Annotated in this window: 17 protein-coding genes; 7 read left to right on the top strand and 10 right to left on the bottom strand. The window is 66.9% G+C overall.

The window, feature by feature from the left end:
* Positions 1-12: 12 nt before the first annotated feature.
* On the bottom strand, positions 13-891 hold the full coding sequence (locus tag AC3WTE_RS00865; RefSeq protein ID WP_492434872.1) for an MBL fold metallo-hydrolase: 879 nt from the start codon (positions 889-891) through the stop codon (positions 13-15).
* 141 nt (positions 892-1,032) lie between these two features.
* Between AC3WTE_RS00865 and AC3WTE_RS00870 the strand changes: the two genes are divergently transcribed.
* Positions 1,033-1,773 carry a DUF4333 domain-containing protein gene (locus tag AC3WTE_RS00870; RefSeq protein WP_492434873.1) on the top strand — a complete coding sequence of 247 codons (741 nt, stop codon included), beginning with the start codon at positions 1,033-1,035 and terminating at the stop codon, positions 1,771-1,773.
* 69 nt (positions 1,774-1,842) lie between these two features.
* Here AC3WTE_RS00870 and AC3WTE_RS00875 read toward each other — a convergent pair whose 3' ends face one another.
* A complete protein-coding gene (locus AC3WTE_RS00875) occupies positions 1,843-2,793 on the bottom strand; it encodes a 5'-3' exonuclease (RefSeq protein ID WP_492434874.1) in 951 nt (316 codons plus the stop codon).
* A 67-nt stretch (positions 2,794-2,860) separates the two neighbouring features.
* On the opposite strand from AC3WTE_RS00875, the gene AC3WTE_RS00880 reads away from it, so the two are divergent.
* The gene (locus AC3WTE_RS00880) at positions 2,861-3,985 is read left to right on the top strand and encodes a M24 family metallopeptidase (RefSeq protein WP_492434876.1); all 1,125 of its coding nucleotides are present in this window, start codon (positions 2,861-2,863) and stop codon (positions 3,983-3,985) included.
* A 53-nt stretch (positions 3,986-4,038) separates the two neighbouring features.
* A complete protein-coding gene (locus AC3WTE_RS00885; RefSeq protein WP_492434877.1) occupies positions 4,039-5,364 on the top strand; it encodes an ABC1 kinase family protein in 1,326 nt (441 codons plus the stop codon).
* 37 nt (positions 5,365-5,401) lie between these two features.
* Here the strand turns inward: AC3WTE_RS00885 and AC3WTE_RS00890 are convergent, their stop codons facing one another.
* From AC3WTE_RS00890 to AC3WTE_RS00905, 4 genes are read right to left on the bottom strand one after another with little or no spacing between them, the layout of a single operon-like run.
* Complete coding sequence (locus tag AC3WTE_RS00890; protein WP_492434878.1) at positions 5,402-6,067, bottom strand: TetR/AcrR family transcriptional regulator; 666 nt, start codon at positions 6,065-6,067, stop codon at positions 5,402-5,404.
* A complete protein-coding gene (locus tag AC3WTE_RS00895; RefSeq protein ID WP_492434879.1) occupies positions 6,067-6,987 on the bottom strand; it encodes a fumarylacetoacetate hydrolase family protein in 921 nt (306 codons plus the stop codon). Before AC3WTE_RS00895 ends, AC3WTE_RS00890 begins: the two co-directional genes overlap by 1 nt.
* Positions 6,988-6,995: 8 nt before the next feature.
* Positions 6,996-7,658: a VOC family protein gene (locus tag AC3WTE_RS00900; RefSeq protein ID WP_492434881.1), complete on the bottom strand. Its 663-nt coding sequence runs from the start codon at positions 7,656-7,658 to the stop codon at positions 6,996-6,998.
* Positions 7,655-8,485 carry an SDR family NAD(P)-dependent oxidoreductase gene (locus AC3WTE_RS00905; RefSeq protein WP_492434882.1) on the bottom strand — a complete coding sequence of 277 codons (831 nt, stop codon included), beginning with the start codon at positions 8,483-8,485 and terminating at the stop codon, positions 7,655-7,657. The genes AC3WTE_RS00900 and AC3WTE_RS00905 overlap by 4 nt, the downstream gene beginning before the upstream one ends.
* Positions 8,486-8,582: 97 nt before the next feature.
* Here AC3WTE_RS00905 and AC3WTE_RS00910 point away from each other — a divergent pair, with 97 nt between their 5' ends.
* Together AC3WTE_RS00910 and AC3WTE_RS00915 are read left to right on the top strand one after the other, a co-directional pair.
* On the top strand, positions 8,583-9,005 hold the full coding sequence (locus AC3WTE_RS00910) for a hypothetical protein (RefSeq protein WP_492434883.1): 423 nt from the start codon (positions 8,583-8,585) through the stop codon (positions 9,003-9,005).
* 27 nt (positions 9,006-9,032) lie between these two features.
* Positions 9,033-9,692: a class I SAM-dependent methyltransferase gene (locus AC3WTE_RS00915; protein WP_492434885.1), complete on the top strand. Its 660-nt coding sequence runs from the start codon at positions 9,033-9,035 to the stop codon at positions 9,690-9,692.
* Here the strand turns inward: AC3WTE_RS00915 and AC3WTE_RS00920 are convergent.
* Entirely contained in the window at positions 9,670-10,065 is a 396-nt protein-coding gene (locus tag AC3WTE_RS00920) for an MmcQ/YjbR family DNA-binding protein (RefSeq protein ID WP_492434887.1), read from the bottom strand. The two genes, AC3WTE_RS00915 and AC3WTE_RS00920, sit on opposite strands and share 23 nt — an antisense overlap.
* Positions 10,066-10,118: 53 nt before the next feature.
* On the opposite strand from AC3WTE_RS00920, the gene ligA reads away from it, so the two are divergent.
* Positions 10,119-12,176 (top strand): NAD-dependent DNA ligase LigA, encoded by a 2,058-nt coding sequence (ligA, locus tag AC3WTE_RS00925; protein WP_492434888.1) that lies wholly within the window; start codon positions 10,119-10,121, stop codon positions 12,174-12,176.
* A 5-nt stretch (positions 12,177-12,181) separates the two neighbouring features.
* The gene (locus AC3WTE_RS00930) at positions 12,182-12,898 is read left to right on the top strand and encodes a hypothetical protein (RefSeq protein ID WP_492434889.1); all 717 of its coding nucleotides are present in this window, start codon (positions 12,182-12,184) and stop codon (positions 12,896-12,898) included.
* On the opposite strand, the gene AC3WTE_RS00935 is transcribed toward AC3WTE_RS00930, so the two are convergent.
* Genes AC3WTE_RS00935 through AC3WTE_RS00945 form a run of 3 tightly spaced genes read right to left on the bottom strand, consistent with a single transcriptional unit; the run spans position 12,889 to position 15,381 of the window.
* Positions 12,889-14,469 (bottom strand): polyamine aminopropyltransferase, encoded by a 1,581-nt coding sequence (locus AC3WTE_RS00935; protein WP_492434891.1) that lies wholly within the window; start codon positions 14,467-14,469, stop codon positions 12,889-12,891. The genes AC3WTE_RS00930 and AC3WTE_RS00935 overlap by 10 nt on opposite strands.
* Positions 14,469-14,927 carry a DUF350 domain-containing protein gene (locus tag AC3WTE_RS00940; RefSeq protein WP_492435457.1) on the bottom strand — a complete coding sequence of 153 codons (459 nt, stop codon included), beginning with the start codon at positions 14,925-14,927 and terminating at the stop codon, positions 14,469-14,471. Before AC3WTE_RS00940 ends, AC3WTE_RS00935 begins: the two co-directional genes overlap by 1 nt.
* A 37-nt stretch (positions 14,928-14,964) precedes the next feature.
* Positions 14,965-15,381: a DUF4247 domain-containing protein gene (locus AC3WTE_RS00945; protein ID WP_492434893.1), complete on the bottom strand. Its 417-nt coding sequence runs from the start codon at positions 15,379-15,381 to the stop codon at positions 14,965-14,967.
* Position 15,382 lies beyond the last annotated feature (1 nt).

Here is a 15,382-nt window from a genome sequence, read left to right on the forward strand (position 1 = left end):
CCGCAGGGTTGGTCAGGCTAGACCCAGGTCCAGCCAGTCGTCGACCATGAACCGGTCGCCGCGCGCCACGATGGTCGCGCCGCCATGGCCGGCATAGTGCGCCGGGACCACCGCCGCCCGCCGCCGGGATGCCTCGGTGAACACCCGCTTGCGGGTAACGGTCGCCTCGGCCGCGTCGACGTCGAAGGCGCACGGATCATCCGGTCGGGGAATCTGGATGGGGCAGTGGGTCAGGTCGCCGACGAACACGGCCGGCTTGCCGGCATCGAGCCACAGCACCGACGAACCCGGCGTATGGCCTGGGGCCGGGCGCAGCCACACCGAGTCGCTCAGCTGGTAGTCACCGGAGAACTGCTCGGTCTGGTCCGCCACGGGAATGACACTGTCCTCGAACACCGTTCGCATCTCGTCCGTGGTTTCCGGATTGTCGGGGGCGAAGAACCGGTAGTCGGCCTCGGACATCAGATAGCGGGCGTTGGGGAAAGTGGGGACCCAGGCGCCGTCGACCAATTGGGTGTTCCAGCCGACATGGTCGGTGTGCAGATGCGTATTCAGGACGACGTCGACATCGGCCGGGTCGATGCCGGCAGCGCGCATGTTGTCGAGAAACGGGGTGCTGAGGTGATCCAGCGGCAGCATGTGCGGGCGGTGCCGGTCGTTGCCCGCGCCGGTGTCGATGACGATGGTCAGCCCGTCGACCTGCAACACCCAGCTTTGGATCGCGATCCGGAACAGGTCGGTCTCGGGGTTCCAGAACCGCGGGGCGAGCAGTTCGGCCTCGGCGTGCCAGGCCTCCGGCGGTGTCGACGGCCACAGCGACGTGGGGATTTGAACCTGGGTTTCCGTGACGCGGGTCAAGATGGCGTTACCGAGCCGGATTTGGTCCGTCATACCGCGACACTAAGGCCGGCCGGGTCAGGTAATGCCCAGACACGCGCCCCGCGTGCAGGTCATCCAGGAACGGCGGCACCGGTAGTGTGGTTGACCAGCAGCCCGGATGATGTCCGAGCAGTAGAGCACCGAGGAGAGACGATGAGCGGTCCAGAGGGAACTGATCCGTCACAGCAGTGGCAAGGTCAGCAGCCCGCTTGGGGGCAGCCGGCGTCCGGCGCCGAGCAGCCGACCACTGCCGCCCCGGCGTGGGGGCAGCAGCCGGCCTACAACCCGGAGCAGTACCAGCAGCAGTACCCGGGAGTTCAGCCCGGTGCCGCGCAGCCCGGAGCGCAGCAGGTTCCCGGTTACCCGCAGCAGCAGTACCCGCAGGGCTATCCGCAGCAGGCCTACCCCCAGCCGGGCGCCTACGGTCAGCCGCAGTACGGACAACCGCAGTACGGCCAGCCCCAGTACGGCCAGCCCGGACAGTACGGTCAGCCGCAGTTCGGTGAAGGCGCCGCAGGGCAGCAGTTCGACCAGCAGTTCGGCGCATCGGCAGCCAAGAAGTCGAACAAGACACTGCTGATCATCGGTGGGGTCGTGGCCGCGATCATCGTCGCGGTCGTCGGCGTGCTCGGTTTCCTGTGGCCGGGCTTCTTCGTCACCACCAAGCTCGACGTCAATGCCGCGCAGTCCGGCGTGCAGAAGGTCCTGACCGACGAGACCAACGGTTACGGCGCCAAGAACGTCAAGGACGTCAAGTGCAACAACGGCACCGACCCTGAGGTCAAGTCCGGGCAGACGTTCGACTGCGACGTGAACATCGACGGCACCAAGCGCACCGTCAAGGTCACCTTCAAAGACGACAGCGGCACCTACGAGGTCGGCCGCCCGAAGTAGCGTTTCTCGCCACCAGTCCCCAATGTCCCCCCAACACGCCGAGCGTGTGGGGGGACATTTTTTGGTGGGCTAGAGCTTGTCGAGGGCTTTCTGCAGCCGCGCGATCGAGTTGGTGACGCCGTACTTGGCGGCCAGGTCGGTCACGCTTTGTGGATCGCGGGCTGCGAGCGGCAGCGCGTCGGACTCGGTTGAGATCGACACCGGCGCATCAGTCGCGACAAGGACGACGGGCAGTGCGGCGGTGATGTAGTCGGCAGCGGCAAGAAGTTTCTTGCGTTGTGCCGCAGCCATTTTCGAGGTCGGGTCCTGTGCGGCGGCCTCGATCGCCGTCAGCGAGCCGTAGGTCTGCAGCAGGGTCGCCGCCGTCTTCTCGCCGATGCCGGCGACGCCCGGCAACCCGTCGGACGCGTCGCCGCGCATCAATGCCAGCTCGGCGTACGCGGCGCCGGCGCGATGCAGCGGGACGCCGTAGCTCTCGGCGACCTCGGCGGGCCCGTAGAGCACCGCCTTGGCCAGACCGCGGCCGATGTAGAACACCCTGATTCCCGGTCCGTCATCGCTGGCCAACTGCAACAGGTCACGGTCGCCGCTGACCACGATTGCGGGGCTGGTCTGTTCGCGGGTCGCCAGCGTGCCGAGCACGTCGTCGGCTTCGAAACCCGGTGCGCCGGCGGTGGCGATACCGAATGCGTCGAGCAGCTCCATGATCATGGCGACCTGCGGGGTGAGGTCGTCGGGCACTTCCTCGATGTCAGGGGCGTCGCCGGGAGTGATCTCCTCGACCCGGTGCGCCTTGTACGACGGGATCAGGTCGACGCGCCACTGCGGACGCCAATCCAGGTCCAGGCACACCACCAGGCGGCTGGGGCGATGCTGGGTGACCAGGGCGGCGATGTTGTCGATGAAGCCGCGGACCGCGTTGACGGGGCGGCCGTCGGGTGCGGTGATCGAGGACGGCACCCCGAAGTACGACCGGAACCACATGCTGGCGCCGTCGAGGAGCAGGATCGGCTGGCTCACGCTCGGCTCATTCATCCTCGGGCCCGCCTGTCACGGATGTCGATCAGCATCGCACTAGCCTATTGCCATGAGCTCAGGCCGATTCAACACCGACGTCTATGCCGCGCGCCTGCGCTCGGCCGCCGCGGCTGCGCACGCCGCCGGGCTGGCCGGGCTGGTCATCACCCCGGGGTATGACCTCCGGTATCTGGTGGGCTCGCGCGCGCAGACCTTCGAGCGGTTGACGGCCCTCGTGGTGCCGGCTGACGGGTCGACGCCGACGGTCGTGGTGCCGCGGCTGGAGCTGGCGTCGCTGAAAGAGTCGGCCATCCTGGAACTGGGCCTGACGGTTCGGGATTGGGTCGACGGCGACAACCCCTACGAGCTGGTGGCTGCCGCGTTGCCGGGCAGTGCCGTCGCGGTGACCGATGCCATGCCCGCACTGCATCTGCTGCCGTTGGCGTCGGTCCTCGGGGCCGTGCCGGTGCTGGCCACCGACGTGCTGCGGCAGTTGCGAATGATCAAGGACCCCAGCGAAATCGACGCCCTGATGAAGGCCGGCGCGGCCATCGACCGGGTGCACGCGCGGGTACCGGAGTTCCTGGTGCCGGGCCGCACCGAGGCCGACGTGTCTGCCGACATCGCCGAAGCGATTGTCGCCGAGGGTCATTCAGAGGTGGCGTTCATCATCGTCGGCTCCGGCCCGAACGGCGCGGACCCGCACCACGAATGCTCGGACCGGCAATTGCAGGTGGGTGACATCGTCGTCGTCGACATTGGCGGGCCGGTCGAGCCCGGCTACAACTCGGATTGCACCAGGACCTATAGCATCGGCGAACCCGATCCGGTCGTGGCGCAACAGTATTCGGTGCTGCAGCGGGCACAGGCGGCAGCAGTGGCGGCCGTGCGGCCCGGGATGACCGCCGAACAGATCGACGCCGCGGCCCGCGACGTGCTTGCGGCGGAAGGGCTTGCCGAGGCGTTCGTACACCGCACCGGCCACGGCATCGGGCTGTCGGTCCACGAGGAGCCCTACATCGTGGCGGGTAATGCGCTCACGCTCGAGCCGGGCATGGCGTTCAGCATCGAGCCCGGCGTGTATTTCGCGGGGCAGTGGGGTGCCCGGATCGAGGACATCGTCGTGGTCACGGACGACGGCTGTGTGTCGATGAACAACCAGCCGCACGAACTGGTGGTTGTGCCGGTTTCGTAGGGTTCTGGCCGGGGTTGTTGTCAAGATCGGCTAAGAAAGCCAAGATCGACGCCATGGCTGAAATTCGCCGTGGCCGCACCGGGCGTGCCGTCAAACTGGCAACCCTTCCGGCCGGTATCGCCGGCCGCGCCGTCCTGGGCGTCGGCAAACGCATGGCCGGCAAGTCGAAAGAGGACGTCAACGCCGAGCTGGTCGAGAAGGCTGCCGAGCAGCTGTTCCAGGTGCTGGGGGAACTCAAGGGCGCCGCCATGAAGCTCGGGCAAGCGCTTTCGGTCATGGAGGCCGCCATCCCGCCGGCGTACGCCGAGCCCTATCGCGAAGCGCTGACCAAACTGCAGAGTGACGCCCCGCCGCTGCCGGCGGACAAGGTGCACCGAGTGCTCGATGCCCAGCTGGGCACCAAATGGCGCGAGCGCTTCCAGTCCTTCGACGACAAGCCCGTCGCCTCCGCGAGCATCGGCCAGGTGCACAGCGCCGTGTGGAGCGACGGCCGCAGAGTGGCGGTGAAGGTGCAGTACCCCGGTGCCGAGGAGGCGGTGCGCGCCGACCTCAAGACGCTGCGAATGCTGACGTCGCTCTTCAAACAGGTGGTTCCCGGTGCCGACGTCAAGAGCATCATCGACGAGCTCATCGAGCGCACCGAGGAAGAACTGAACTACCGCATTGAGGCGGACTATCAGCGTGCGTTCGCCAAGGCGTTTGCGGGGGATCCGCAGTTCTACGTCCCGGCGGTCGTCGCGTCGTCGCCGAAGGTGGTCATCACGGAGTGGATGGAGGGCCGCAAGCTCTCCGAGATCATCGCCAATGGCACCGAGGAAGAGCGCAACAACTGCGCGCACCTGCTGTTGGAAGTCACCATCAGCGCTCCGTATCGCTGCGGCCTGCTCCATGTCGACACCCATCCCGGCAATTTCATGTTGCTCGATGACGGCCGGTTCGGTGTCATGGATTTCGGCGCCGTCGCGGTCCACGAGGGCGGTCTGCCGCGCGCGACCGGTCCCATCCTGCGACTCGCGCGCGATGAGAAGTGGGAGGAGATGACGGCCTACCTCAGGGAAGAGGGCTTCATTCCCGCTGGGGCCACCGTCTCTCACGAAGAGATCAACGCCTACCTGCTGCCGTACATCGAACCGTTGCGGCACAAGAGCTTCCACTTCAGCCGCAGGTGGCTGCAGGGCGTCGCCGCCACCGCGGCAGACATCCGCAGTGAACAGTTCGCCGCGACGTTCAAGACCAGCCGTCAGCTGAACCTGCCGCCCAACTATCTGATGATGTTCCGGGTACTGGGTGGCCTGCTCGGTATCGCCGCGCAGCTCGACGCGACCATCAACTATGCCGAGATCGTCGAGAAGTGGGTGCCCGGATTCCACGAGGACTGACGGTGTGGCGCAGCACGGCTCGGGTTGACGGGCCGGATCAGTCTGCGGTCACATGCGTGGCCAGGGCGGCGAGTTCGCGGTGCGCCTCAGCGGGGTAGACGATTGCCGGCTCGATCGCCGCGGCCGTGAGCAGGGTGCTCGCCAGCGCTGCGGTCGCGAGTTCGACGAGGGCATCTGCATCGGTGTCGCGGTGGGTGATGCGGTCGATCATCATCTCATCGAGGTACCCGACCCAGCCCCGCATGGCGGTGCGCAAAGTGGGCGGCACGGGTTCGGTGATGCCGAGGGCGAGCAGGATCCGTTGTGCCCCAATCCAACGCAGATTGGCGATGGCAGCTTGATGTTCAGGGTCGGCGCCGAGCGCTCCGCGCATCAGGGGAATGAAGGTGTCGGCGTGGGTGTCGATATAGGCGATCTGATGGCGCAGACCGTGCCGCAGCCGGTCGGCCAGCGATGAGCCGGGCGGAGGCGGCGCGAGTTGCACCGCGGCGATCTCGTCGGCGATCTGACTCATCACCGCGAGGTAGAGGCCGCGCTTGTTTTCGAAGTGGTGGGCGATGAGCCCGTAGGCCACCCCGGCCTTCTTGGCGATTTCGATGGTGGTCACCTGGTCATACGGCCGAGTCGCGAACAGTGCCCGTGCCGCGTCGATGATCGCCTGCCTGCGGTCGACGGTGGCTGCGGCGGCGTTGTCGGCGGTCATCACTGCAGGCTAGCCGGTGAGGTTGCAACGACTGGGTTGGCGAGGTGTCCGATGCCGTCGATTTCCACCCGAACGGTGTCGCCGGACTGCAGGAATCGCCCGGAGGGCCATCCGGTACCGGCGAAGGTGCCGCAGGCTATGACATCGCCGGGTTGTAGCACGCAGAATCGACTGAGCCGGCTGACGATCTCGGCAGGGGACAGGATGAGGTCGGCGATGCGGCCTCGTTGCCGCAGTTCGCCATTGAGGTAGGTACGCAGTTCCATGTCGGCTGGATCGACGCGGTCGACGGTGACCAGCCACGGTCCCAGGGGACCGTGGCTCGGGTAGCTCTTCGCGAGCGCCGCGGATGTCGGGTTGTCGAACTGCCAGTCGCGCACGGAGACATCGTTGGCGACGAGGTACCCGGCAATGCTCCGACGCGCCGTTTCGCGATCGACATCATGGATGGTGGCACCGATGACCACGGCAAGCTCACCCTCCCAGTCGACGCGAGAGGTGCTGCCCGGCAACAAGATCGGATCAGTGGGGCCGACAACGCTCGACGTGGCCTTGGCAAAGAAGAACGGGTGCTTCGGCCGGGGATGGGCCAGTAGATAGCCCGCCGCAAGCAGGATGAGTTTGGGCTCGCGGATCAACCACCGGGCATTGACGTCTTTGCGGTGGTCGCGGGCGTTGAGTCCGATCGCCATGAACTTCGGCGGTGCGGGAACCGGTGCATGCAGTTTCGCCGCTGACAGCGCGATTCGGGGCGCCGCGCCGAGCAGCGATGTGACCGACTCGCGCCAATCCGGGCGCGCCAGCACGCTCAGCATGCTCCGCGGACCTCCCGGGGCGGCGGTCAGATCGGCTATTTCGTCGGCGATCACGACGCCGACGTGCATCGACCTGTCATCGGTGGAGAAGGTGGCCAGGCGCATTGTCGTCCTCAGAGAGTTTTCCAGCGCAGCGTGCGCAGTCCGGACCGGGGCCTGCGGCCGTCGGGCGGCGCGGATCCCCGTTCGGCCAACGTCGTCGCGGGCACACCGGCTGAGAGCCGGCGTTCGAGTACCTCGGGGTCGAATTCGACGCCGATGGCGTTCTCGTCGAACTCGCCGCTCGACAACCATTGGAGCAGTTCGGAGTTGGTGGCGAAGTTGTCGACTTGCAGCTCGACTCGATTGCCGTCCGGGTCCTCGTAGTACATCGATGTGGTCGGCCCATGGTTGATGCACCACACCGGTGCGATACCGGCATCAGACAGACGTCGGTACGTTGCGACCAGATCATCGAGCCGGTCGTAGGTGAAGGCGACGTGGTCGACGCCGTACACCTTGCGGTGCAACTTCCAGACCGTTCCCGGAAAACGCAGCACGCCGGGAACTTTGATCAATGCCACCCGGTGGTGTTCCTGGTCGTAGGTCAAGAAGGCGATCCGCTTGTCGGCGAACACCACTACGGCATCCAGAACGGTGGCGTACCAGTCGGTCATCTCGGCAGGGCGCGGGGTCTTGAATACGATGTGCGCCAACCGGTTCGGTGCACCCGCCCGGGTCTGATCGAGGTCAGCTGCGTCGATTCTGAGACCGGCGCAGCGCGTCGGCGACGTCATGCCGGGGCCCCGATGGCCCCGAGCGTGTCGACGCGGCGCCCGCCGATGGTCGCGACCAGGCGTCCGAACGCCGGCACCTCCAGCGGGACCAGCGAGTACGCCGGGTAGACGACGCGGTCGGCGCCGCGCTTGAGGGCGCGAACGATGACTGTGGCGGTCGCTGTAGGTGCGACGGGTGGCAGAGTGCGTGGCGGCGTGGTCTTCCACGGCAGTTCATCGATGTCACGAAGTGCGGTGTCGGTGGCTCCGGGTATCACTTCCATGACGTTGATCGGAGTTTCGGCGAGTTCCCGGCACAAGGAACGGGTTGCCTGTGCCAGGGCGGCTTTCGATGCTGCGTAGTAGCCGAGAAGCGGTAACGGCACCGATTGCACAGTCGAGGTGACGTTGACGATGGTGCCCGAGCCGGCGGCGTGCATCGCGGGCAACACCGCAGCCGTCAGCGCGAGGGGCGACCAGACGTTGGTTTCGAAGACGGCACGTGCTTCCGGTGCGTCCGCGATGCGCGACTGGGCGCCGGTCAGATTGGTGCCGGCGTTGTTGATCAGGATGTCAGCGGTACCGCCGAACGTCTCCAGCGCCGCTGCGCCCAGAACTGATGCCGCGCCGGGCTCGGACAGGTCGGCGGTGATGACGGTGGGGCGAGCATTGCCGCGATCGTTGATCTCGGTGGCGAGTTCGTCGAGCAGCGGTTTGCGGCGGGCGGCCAAGACCAGCAGCGCACCCTCGTCTGCGAGGGCGCCGGCAAGCGCTCGCCCGATCCCGCTTGATGCGCCGGTGAGAATTATTCGCTTGTCCCGCAGAGTCATTCGGCCGTCTGTGGTCATGGAGTCCTCCGACTGAATTGGGCCGGAAGCGTTGACCTTTCCGGCTGACCGGTTCTACTGTGGCAGATTGACTGATAATCAGTCAATAGGAGGAACAATGTTCGATATCGCAGGCAAGGTGCGGCCGGAATCGCGCCTCAGCTCGGGCGAGTGGTTTATCGGGACTGGCGCTCTCGCCATGGCCGTCGGCGCCTTCGGCGGCCACCTGCTCGCGCCCGACAAGGTCGCGGACCACTACGGATGGGAGCGAAACCGGTGGTACCAAAGGGAGATCGGTGCTCTCAACGCTGGATTGGGCTACGGCCTGGTGGTGTACGCGAGGGGTCGGGATCGGGATGCTTTCGTGAGCTCCTGGTCAGCGGCCGCGCTGCTGCTGGCCGTCGTCCGGCTGTGGGCGATCGTCAGCGGCGATCGCGCAGGGGCGTGGAATGTCGCCACCGTCGTGGAGGATGCTGCGCTGGGCCTCGGTGGAGTATGGCTCCTGCACCGGCGGGCGCGGCTAGCATCGAGTCCTGACTGAATGGCGTGAAGCGGAGGTGGTTTCGGCGTGCGTGACAGTGCTGCCGTGGAGCCCGAATTTGTCGCGATGACCCGTGACGGCTACGACCGCAGTGCCGCGCACTACGTCGCGCGCTTCCAGCGCCATCTCGACGACAGGCCGGTGGACCGCGCCATGATCGGCGCCTTCGCCGCGCTCGTGGACCCCGCGGCCGGTGTGCTCGATGTGGGGTGCGGTAGCGGCGTGGCCACCGCGGCACTTGCCGCCGCCGGCCTGGACGTCACCGGAATCGATCTGTCGCCCAACGTGATTGCGCAGGCACGACAGCACAACCCGGGTCTGTCTTTTCGGGTTGGGTCGATGCTGGACCTCGATGTGGCCGACGGCAGCGTCGGCGGGCTCTGCGCCTGGTACTCGATCATCCATGTCCCGGACACGCATCTGCCGGCAGTGTTTGCCGAGTTTCACCGGGTGCTGGCGCCCGGCGGGGTGGTGCTTGTGGCGTTCCAGATCGGCGAGCAACCGCGGGTGCTGACGGACTTCGATGGTGCGCAGGTGAACTTGACGTTCATCCGACGTCGACCGGATGCCGTCGCAGACCTGTTGTCGAAGAGTGGACTGCGCGTCTACGCCGAACTGGTTCGGCAACCCGACGACGGAATCGAGTGCACCCCGCAGGCGTACCTCATCGCTCGTCGAGCAGCTTGACCAACCGTTTCGTCGCGATCAGCCGGAACGATGCGTCCACCAGTTCGCGGACCTCGTCCCAGTCGACCTTCGCCACGGTGAAATCGAGCCCGAGCCAGCCCGACGGGCCCAGGTAGGCGGGGTAGTAGAAGCGCGAATCCTGTTCCAGTGCGGCGCGGTCGGACTCGTCGACCTTGACCAGGACCGAATGCGGATACGCGACCATTTCGCCCGTCGTCTTCGAGTTGCCGCCGTACATCGCGAACATCTTGGGCGCGCAGAATACGGGCCGGCCCCAGGACACCTTCTCGAAGGCCTCGGGGAAGCTCAGTGCCGCCGTCCGCAACTCCGCCAGGCCGGGGTCGTCATCGTCGAACATGATCGGATGCGGCACATGCCCAGCCTATCGACACTCGCCGTGTCCGACCCCTTCGCTAGCCTTACCGGGTGAGCTCACCCGATCCCGACGTGCGCCGGCAATGGCTGGAACTGGCCGAAGAAGTTCGCGGCCATCAGTTCCGCTACTACGTCAAGGACGCACCGGTCATCTCCGACGGTGAGTTCGACAAGCTGCTGGGGCAGCTGCAGCAGCTGGAGGACATGTACCCCGAACTGCGGACCCCGGATTCGCCGACGCAACTCGTGGGCGGCGCCGGGTTCGCCACCGAGTTCGGGGAGGCGCAGCACCTGGAACGCATGCTGTCGCTCGACAACGCGTTCAACAGCGACGAGCTGACGGCATGGGCGGCCCGGCTCACCAACGAGCTCGGCAGGGATCTGGAGTACCTTTGCGAGCTCAAGGTCGACGGCGTCGCGCTCGCGCTGGTCTACCGCGACGGCAAACTGGTCCGCGGCGCCACCCGTGGCGACGGCCGCACTGGTGAGGATGTGACGCTCAACGCCCGCACCATCACCGACGTGCCCGAGGTGCTCACCGGCACCGATGAGTTCCCGGTGCCCGCCGTGCTGGAAGTCCGCGGCGAGGTGTACTTCCGCCTCGAGGACTTCGCCGCGCTCAACGCCAGCCTGGTGGAGGAAGGCAAGCCGCCGTTCGCCAATCCGCGGAACAGCGCCGCGGGGTCGTTGCGGCAGAAGAATCCGGCCGTCACCGCACGCCGTCGGCTGCACATGATCTGCCACGGTCTGGGCCTTACCGAAGGCTTTGAGCCGGCGTCGCTGCACGACGCGTATCGCGCGCTGAAGGGCTGGGGGCTGCCGGTATCGGACCACACCACCCGCGTCACGGGCATCGCCGCGGTGGCCGAACGCGTCGCCTACTGGGGCGAGCATCGTCATGATGTCGATCACGAAATCGACGGTGTGGTGGTCAAACTGGATGACCGGACGCTGCAGCGGCGGCTCGGGGCCACCAGTCGCGCGCCCCGGTGGGCCATCGCCTACAAGTACCCGCCCGAGGAAGTCACCACCAAGCTGCTCGACATCCGGGTCAGCGTGGGGCGCACCGGCCGCGTCACGCCATTCGCCTATATGGAGCCCGTCACCGTGGCGGGATCGACGGTCGGGTTGGCGACGCTGCACAACGCCACCGAGGTCAAGCGCAAAGGCGTGCTGATCGGCGACACCGTGGTGATCCGTAAGGCCGGTGACGTCATCCCCGAGGTGCTCGGCCCGGTGGTCGACCTGCGTGACGGCACCGAGCGCGAATTCGTCATGCCCGCAACATGTCCCGAGTGCGGCAGCACGCTGGCGCCGTCGAAGGAAGGCGACGCCGATATTCGCTGCCCCAATACCCGGTCATGCCCGGCGCAGCTGCGTGAGCGCGTGTTCCACGTCGCGGGCCGCGGGGCCTTCGACATCGAGGGCCTCGGCTACGAGGCGGCCACCGCGCTGCTGGCCGCCGGTGTGATCACCGACGAGGGCGACATCTTCGATCTCACCGCCGACGACCTATTGCGCACCAACCTGTTCAAGACCCAGAAGGGCGAACTCTCCGCCAACGGCGCTCGCCTGCTGGCCCACCTCGGCAGGGCCAAGCAGCAGCCGCTGTGGCGAGTGCTGGTGGCGCTGTCCATCCGGCACGTCGGCCCGACAGCGGCCCGCGCGCTCGCCGCGGAATTCGGCGACCTGCAATCGATTACCGAAGCCTCCGAGGAACAGCTGGCCGCGGTCGAGGGCGTCGGTCCGACCATCGCCGCGGCGGTGATCGACTGGTTCACCGTCGACTGGCACCGCGCCATCGTGGACAAGTGGCGGGCCGCAGGTGTGCGCATGGCCGACGAACGTGACGCCGGCATCGAGCGCACGCTGGAAGGCCTGTCCATTGTGGTGACCGGCTCGTTGACCGGGTTCTCGCGTGACGAGGCCAAAGAAGCGATCCTGGTCCGCGGCGGCAAGGCGGCCGGCTCGGTGTCGAAGAAGACCGCCTATGTGGTGGCCGGTGACGCACCAGGGTCCAAGTACGACAAGGCCGTTGAGCTCGGTGTGCCCATCCTCGACGAGGACGGCTTCCGGCGGTTGTTGGAGGATGGGCCGGACGCGCTCTGATCTCGATGGCGGCGGCAGCGTCCCGCAGAATCCCGGCAATCACCGCGCGGTTCTGGGTGAGCAAGACGTTGATCACCGCCGCGTCGGTGTTCTGGCCGGATTACCTCTATGACCACCTTGGCCGGGCGGTTGCGACGGCGCTGCTCATGGCGGCCCTGGCCATAGCCTTTGTGGTTCAACTGCGCGCCGACCGCTTGAGGCCGCTGGCGTTCTGGTCCGCAATGCTGATGGCCGGTGCCGTGGGAACGGAGATCGCAAACGGGTTGCACGTCGCGCTCGGGCTCCCGTACCCGGCAATCGCCGCCGTGTGCCTCGCCGGTTCACTAGGGCTGCTGGCGCTGGGTCGCGCCAACGTGGGGATGACGGCGTTGCTCGCTGTGGGCACCCGCCGATCCGAAGGCTGGTTCTGGGCGATTACCTTGGCGGCGTTCGGGATCGGGACTGCGCTGACCCATATGACGCCGATGTCGATATTGCCGCATCCGGCGCTGCAGGTCGTGCTGTGGGCGGCTCTGATCGGCGGTGTGGCGCTGGCGTGCCGCCGGTTCGGCGGGATGTCGACAGCAGGTTTCTGGGGCTGCTTCGTCCTGACGCGCCCACTGGGCGCGGCGGTGGCCTATCTGTTGACGAACGAAAGCGCGGCCGGCGGACTCGGCTTGGGCCGGCCTGTGGTCAGCGCCGTGTTGGCCGCGGTGCTCGTCGGTTCGGTGCTCTACCGATAACCACGGCGCATGTCGTCGACGATCAGTGGATGCTCGAGGGTCGACGGCGGCAGGTGTTGTGGCGCAGTGTCGGGCGCGAAGACCATGGCGGCGTCGAGCACCTGCTGATTCAGAAAGCGCAGCGGGGGAGCGTCTTTGGGCATCATCGGCGCTGGTGGTACCGGACCGCGTCGGGCCAGCGTGAAACCCCAGTCGCCGAATGTCGGCACCTCGACGTGGTAGGGCGTCACGGCCAATCCCGCGGACGCGATGGTGGACACCGTGCGCCAGAACACCGTCGGCGTCGAGTACGGACTGCCGGACTGCACCACCAACAGTCCCTGGGGCGCCAGTGCCCGGGCGGCAAGGCTGTAGAACTCCGTCGAATACAGCCGGCCGAGCACCGGGTTGTCGGGATCCGGCAGATCGACGACGACCGCATCGAATCCGCCCGCCGGCACGACATCGGGGTGCGGGACCCGCAGCCATGTCATGGCGTCATCGAGAATCAGATGAAGGCGCGGATCGTCGAGCGCACCGGCGTTGGCGTCCCGCAATGTGGTGCGCGCAATCGTGACCACCGCGGGGTCCAGTTCGACCTGGACGATTCGGTCGATACCTTTCTGACGCAACAATTCCCGCGCTGCCAGGCCGTCGCCACCACCGATCACGAGCACTGAGTGGGCGCCGTGGCCCAACGCCGGATACACCAGCGATTCGGTGTACCGGTACTCGTCGCGGGTCGAGAACTGCAATCCGCCATCGAGATACAGCCGGGTGTCATCGCCACGGCGGGTCACCACGATCTCCTGGTAGGCCGAATGCCGATAGGCCACAATCGGATCGGCATACAGCCGCTGTCGCGACGTGGTCTCGATGCCGTCGGCGGCTGCCATCAACCCGGCCAGCACCGCGAACGCCAGCACCAGTGCGCTCAGCGCGCCGATGAATTCCCGCCGGCTCAGGATGCGGCGCAACAGAAAAACCGAAACCACCGCTGCGGCAGCCAGGTTGATCATTCCGGTGGCGGCCGCGCCGCGGATCATGCCCAGGTACGGCAAGACCAGAAATGGCCACGCCAGGCCGCCCAGCAGGGCGCCCAGATAGTCGGCGGCATTGAGGTTGGCCAGCACCCGGCCGGCATCGGTGGCCCCGGCGACCCGGCCCCGCTGCAACAACGTCATCAGCAGCGGTACTTCCGCGCCGACCAAACCGCCGATCAGGGCTGTCGCGACACCCAGCACCCAATCGGAATCACCCAGGAATGCGAACGTCACGTACAGCACCGTCGCCGACAGGCCGCCCACGACACCCAGTGCCGTCTCCACCGCGATGAAGCCGATCGCCGCGCGGGCCAGCAGGGCCTTGGCCAACAGCCCACCGACGCCCAGGGCTGCGACGTAGCCCGCGACGATCAGTGACGTCGACACCACGCCGCCGCCGTTCAGGCTCGTCGAAAGGGTCAGCAGCGCAAGCTCATAGACGATGCCGCACGCGGCGCACGCCGCCACCGCCGCCAAAAGCAGCGCACGCCAACGCGTTCCGACCGCGGGTCCAGGGGCCGCCTGGGCCTCTGGGGTTTCCGTCACCATCAGGTGAGAGCGGCGGCGTTGATGCCGCCGACGGCCAGCAGCACCACGGCGACCGCCACGGCGGCGGGGTGGAAGTTCTCGGCGTGGATGTCGCCCCGGAAGTGGCCGGGCGCCAACAACTCCACGGCCACCAGGGCCAGGCCCTGAAGGGCGACGCCGATCAGCCCGTAGATCAACGTGTCGATCAAGCCCTGCCCGAGCCGGTCGGAGCTCGAGTGGATCGCGGTGATGATGATGGCGGCCAGCGAGACATCCATCGCGGCGGTGACCGCCACCGCGTTGGGCCGCCGTTCGACGAACACCTGCCGGCGCAGGTTGCCGGGTGTCAACACGTCGACCATGAGGAAGCCGGCGGCCAGCACCAGCACTCCCACCAAGAAGTACAGCACTGAACCGACGATGTTCTGGATGATGGCGTCGGTGTGGACGGTGCCGAAGTCGATGGCGGCCAGGTACATCGGAGTCTCCTCGGGTTTCATTTGATTGCCTGATGTATCACTTGACGCCGCCCGGTCCGCCCGAGCTGCCACCGGAACTGTGCGACGGCGAACCCGGACTGAAGCCAGGGCCCAGAAAGAAGTAGCTGCCGTGGTTGTATCCGGAATTCAGGCTCTCCAGCCGGATGGAGCACGACTGACCTGAGCCGGGCCCGACGATCGCGATGGAGTCGCTGTACCGCAGGTAGTAGTTGCCGCTGTCCGTCGCGCGTGCCTGCGGCGCGTGGGCCTCGGCGAGGTCGTCGGCCACGTCGCTCGGCGACCCGTCGCATCGGTAGGTGTTGTTGCCGACATGCTGATAGTGGTCTTTGACGTAGGACTGGATCGTGCGGCCCGTGCTGATGCCGATCGCCAGGCAGATCACCGATGCGACCGCGAGCACTCCGGCGAGGATCAGCATCTTGCCCCGGGTCATG

It is taken from the genome of Mycobacterium sp. FW102-FHT13B02, from assembly GCF_058790275.1.

What these genes read in the sequence shown, in the direction of transcription:
- AC3WTE_RS00880 (WP_492434876.1), top strand. Translation starts at nt 2,861, where the DNA reads ATGAGCTCAGGCCGATTCAACACCGACGTCTATGCCGCGCGCCTGCGC.
- AC3WTE_RS00895 (WP_492434879.1), bottom strand. Translation starts at nt 6,987, where the DNA reads ATGCGCCTGGCCACCTTCTCCACCGATGACAGGTCGATGCACGTCGGC.
- AC3WTE_RS00930 (WP_492434889.1), top strand. Translation starts at nt 12,182, where the DNA reads ATGGCGGCGGCAGCGTCCCGCAGAATCCCGGCAATCACCGCGCGGTTC.
- AC3WTE_RS00865 (WP_492434872.1), bottom strand. Translation starts at nt 891, where the DNA reads ATGACGGACCAAATCCGGCTCGGTAACGCCATCTTGACCCGCGTCACG.
- AC3WTE_RS00870 (WP_492434873.1), top strand. Translation starts at nt 1,033, where the DNA reads ATGAGCGGTCCAGAGGGAACTGATCCGTCACAGCAGTGGCAAGGTCAG.
- AC3WTE_RS00935 (WP_492434891.1), bottom strand. Translation starts at nt 14,469, where the DNA reads ATGGTGACGGAAACCCCAGAGGCCCAGGCGGCCCCTGGACCCGCGGTC.
- AC3WTE_RS00940 (WP_492435457.1), bottom strand. Translation starts at nt 14,927, where the DNA reads ATGTACCTGGCCGCCATCGACTTCGGCACCGTCCACACCGACGCCATC.
- AC3WTE_RS00910 (WP_492434883.1), top strand. Translation starts at nt 8,583, where the DNA reads ATGTTCGATATCGCAGGCAAGGTGCGGCCGGAATCGCGCCTCAGCTCG.
- AC3WTE_RS00900 (WP_492434881.1), bottom strand. Translation starts at nt 7,658, where the DNA reads ATGACGTCGCCGACGCGCTGCGCCGGTCTCAGAATCGACGCAGCTGAC.
- AC3WTE_RS00890 (WP_492434878.1), bottom strand. Translation starts at nt 6,067, where the DNA reads ATGACCGCCGACAACGCCGCCGCAGCCACCGTCGACCGCAGGCAGGCG.
- AC3WTE_RS00885 (WP_492434877.1), top strand. Translation starts at nt 4,039, where the DNA reads ATGGCTGAAATTCGCCGTGGCCGCACCGGGCGTGCCGTCAAACTGGCA.
- AC3WTE_RS00905 (WP_492434882.1), bottom strand. Translation starts at nt 8,485, where the DNA reads ATGACCACAGACGGCCGAATGACTCTGCGGGACAAGCGAATAATTCTC.
- AC3WTE_RS00945 (WP_492434893.1), bottom strand. Translation starts at nt 15,381, where the DNA reads ATGACCCGGGGCAAGATGCTGATCCTCGCCGGAGTGCTCGCGGTCGCA.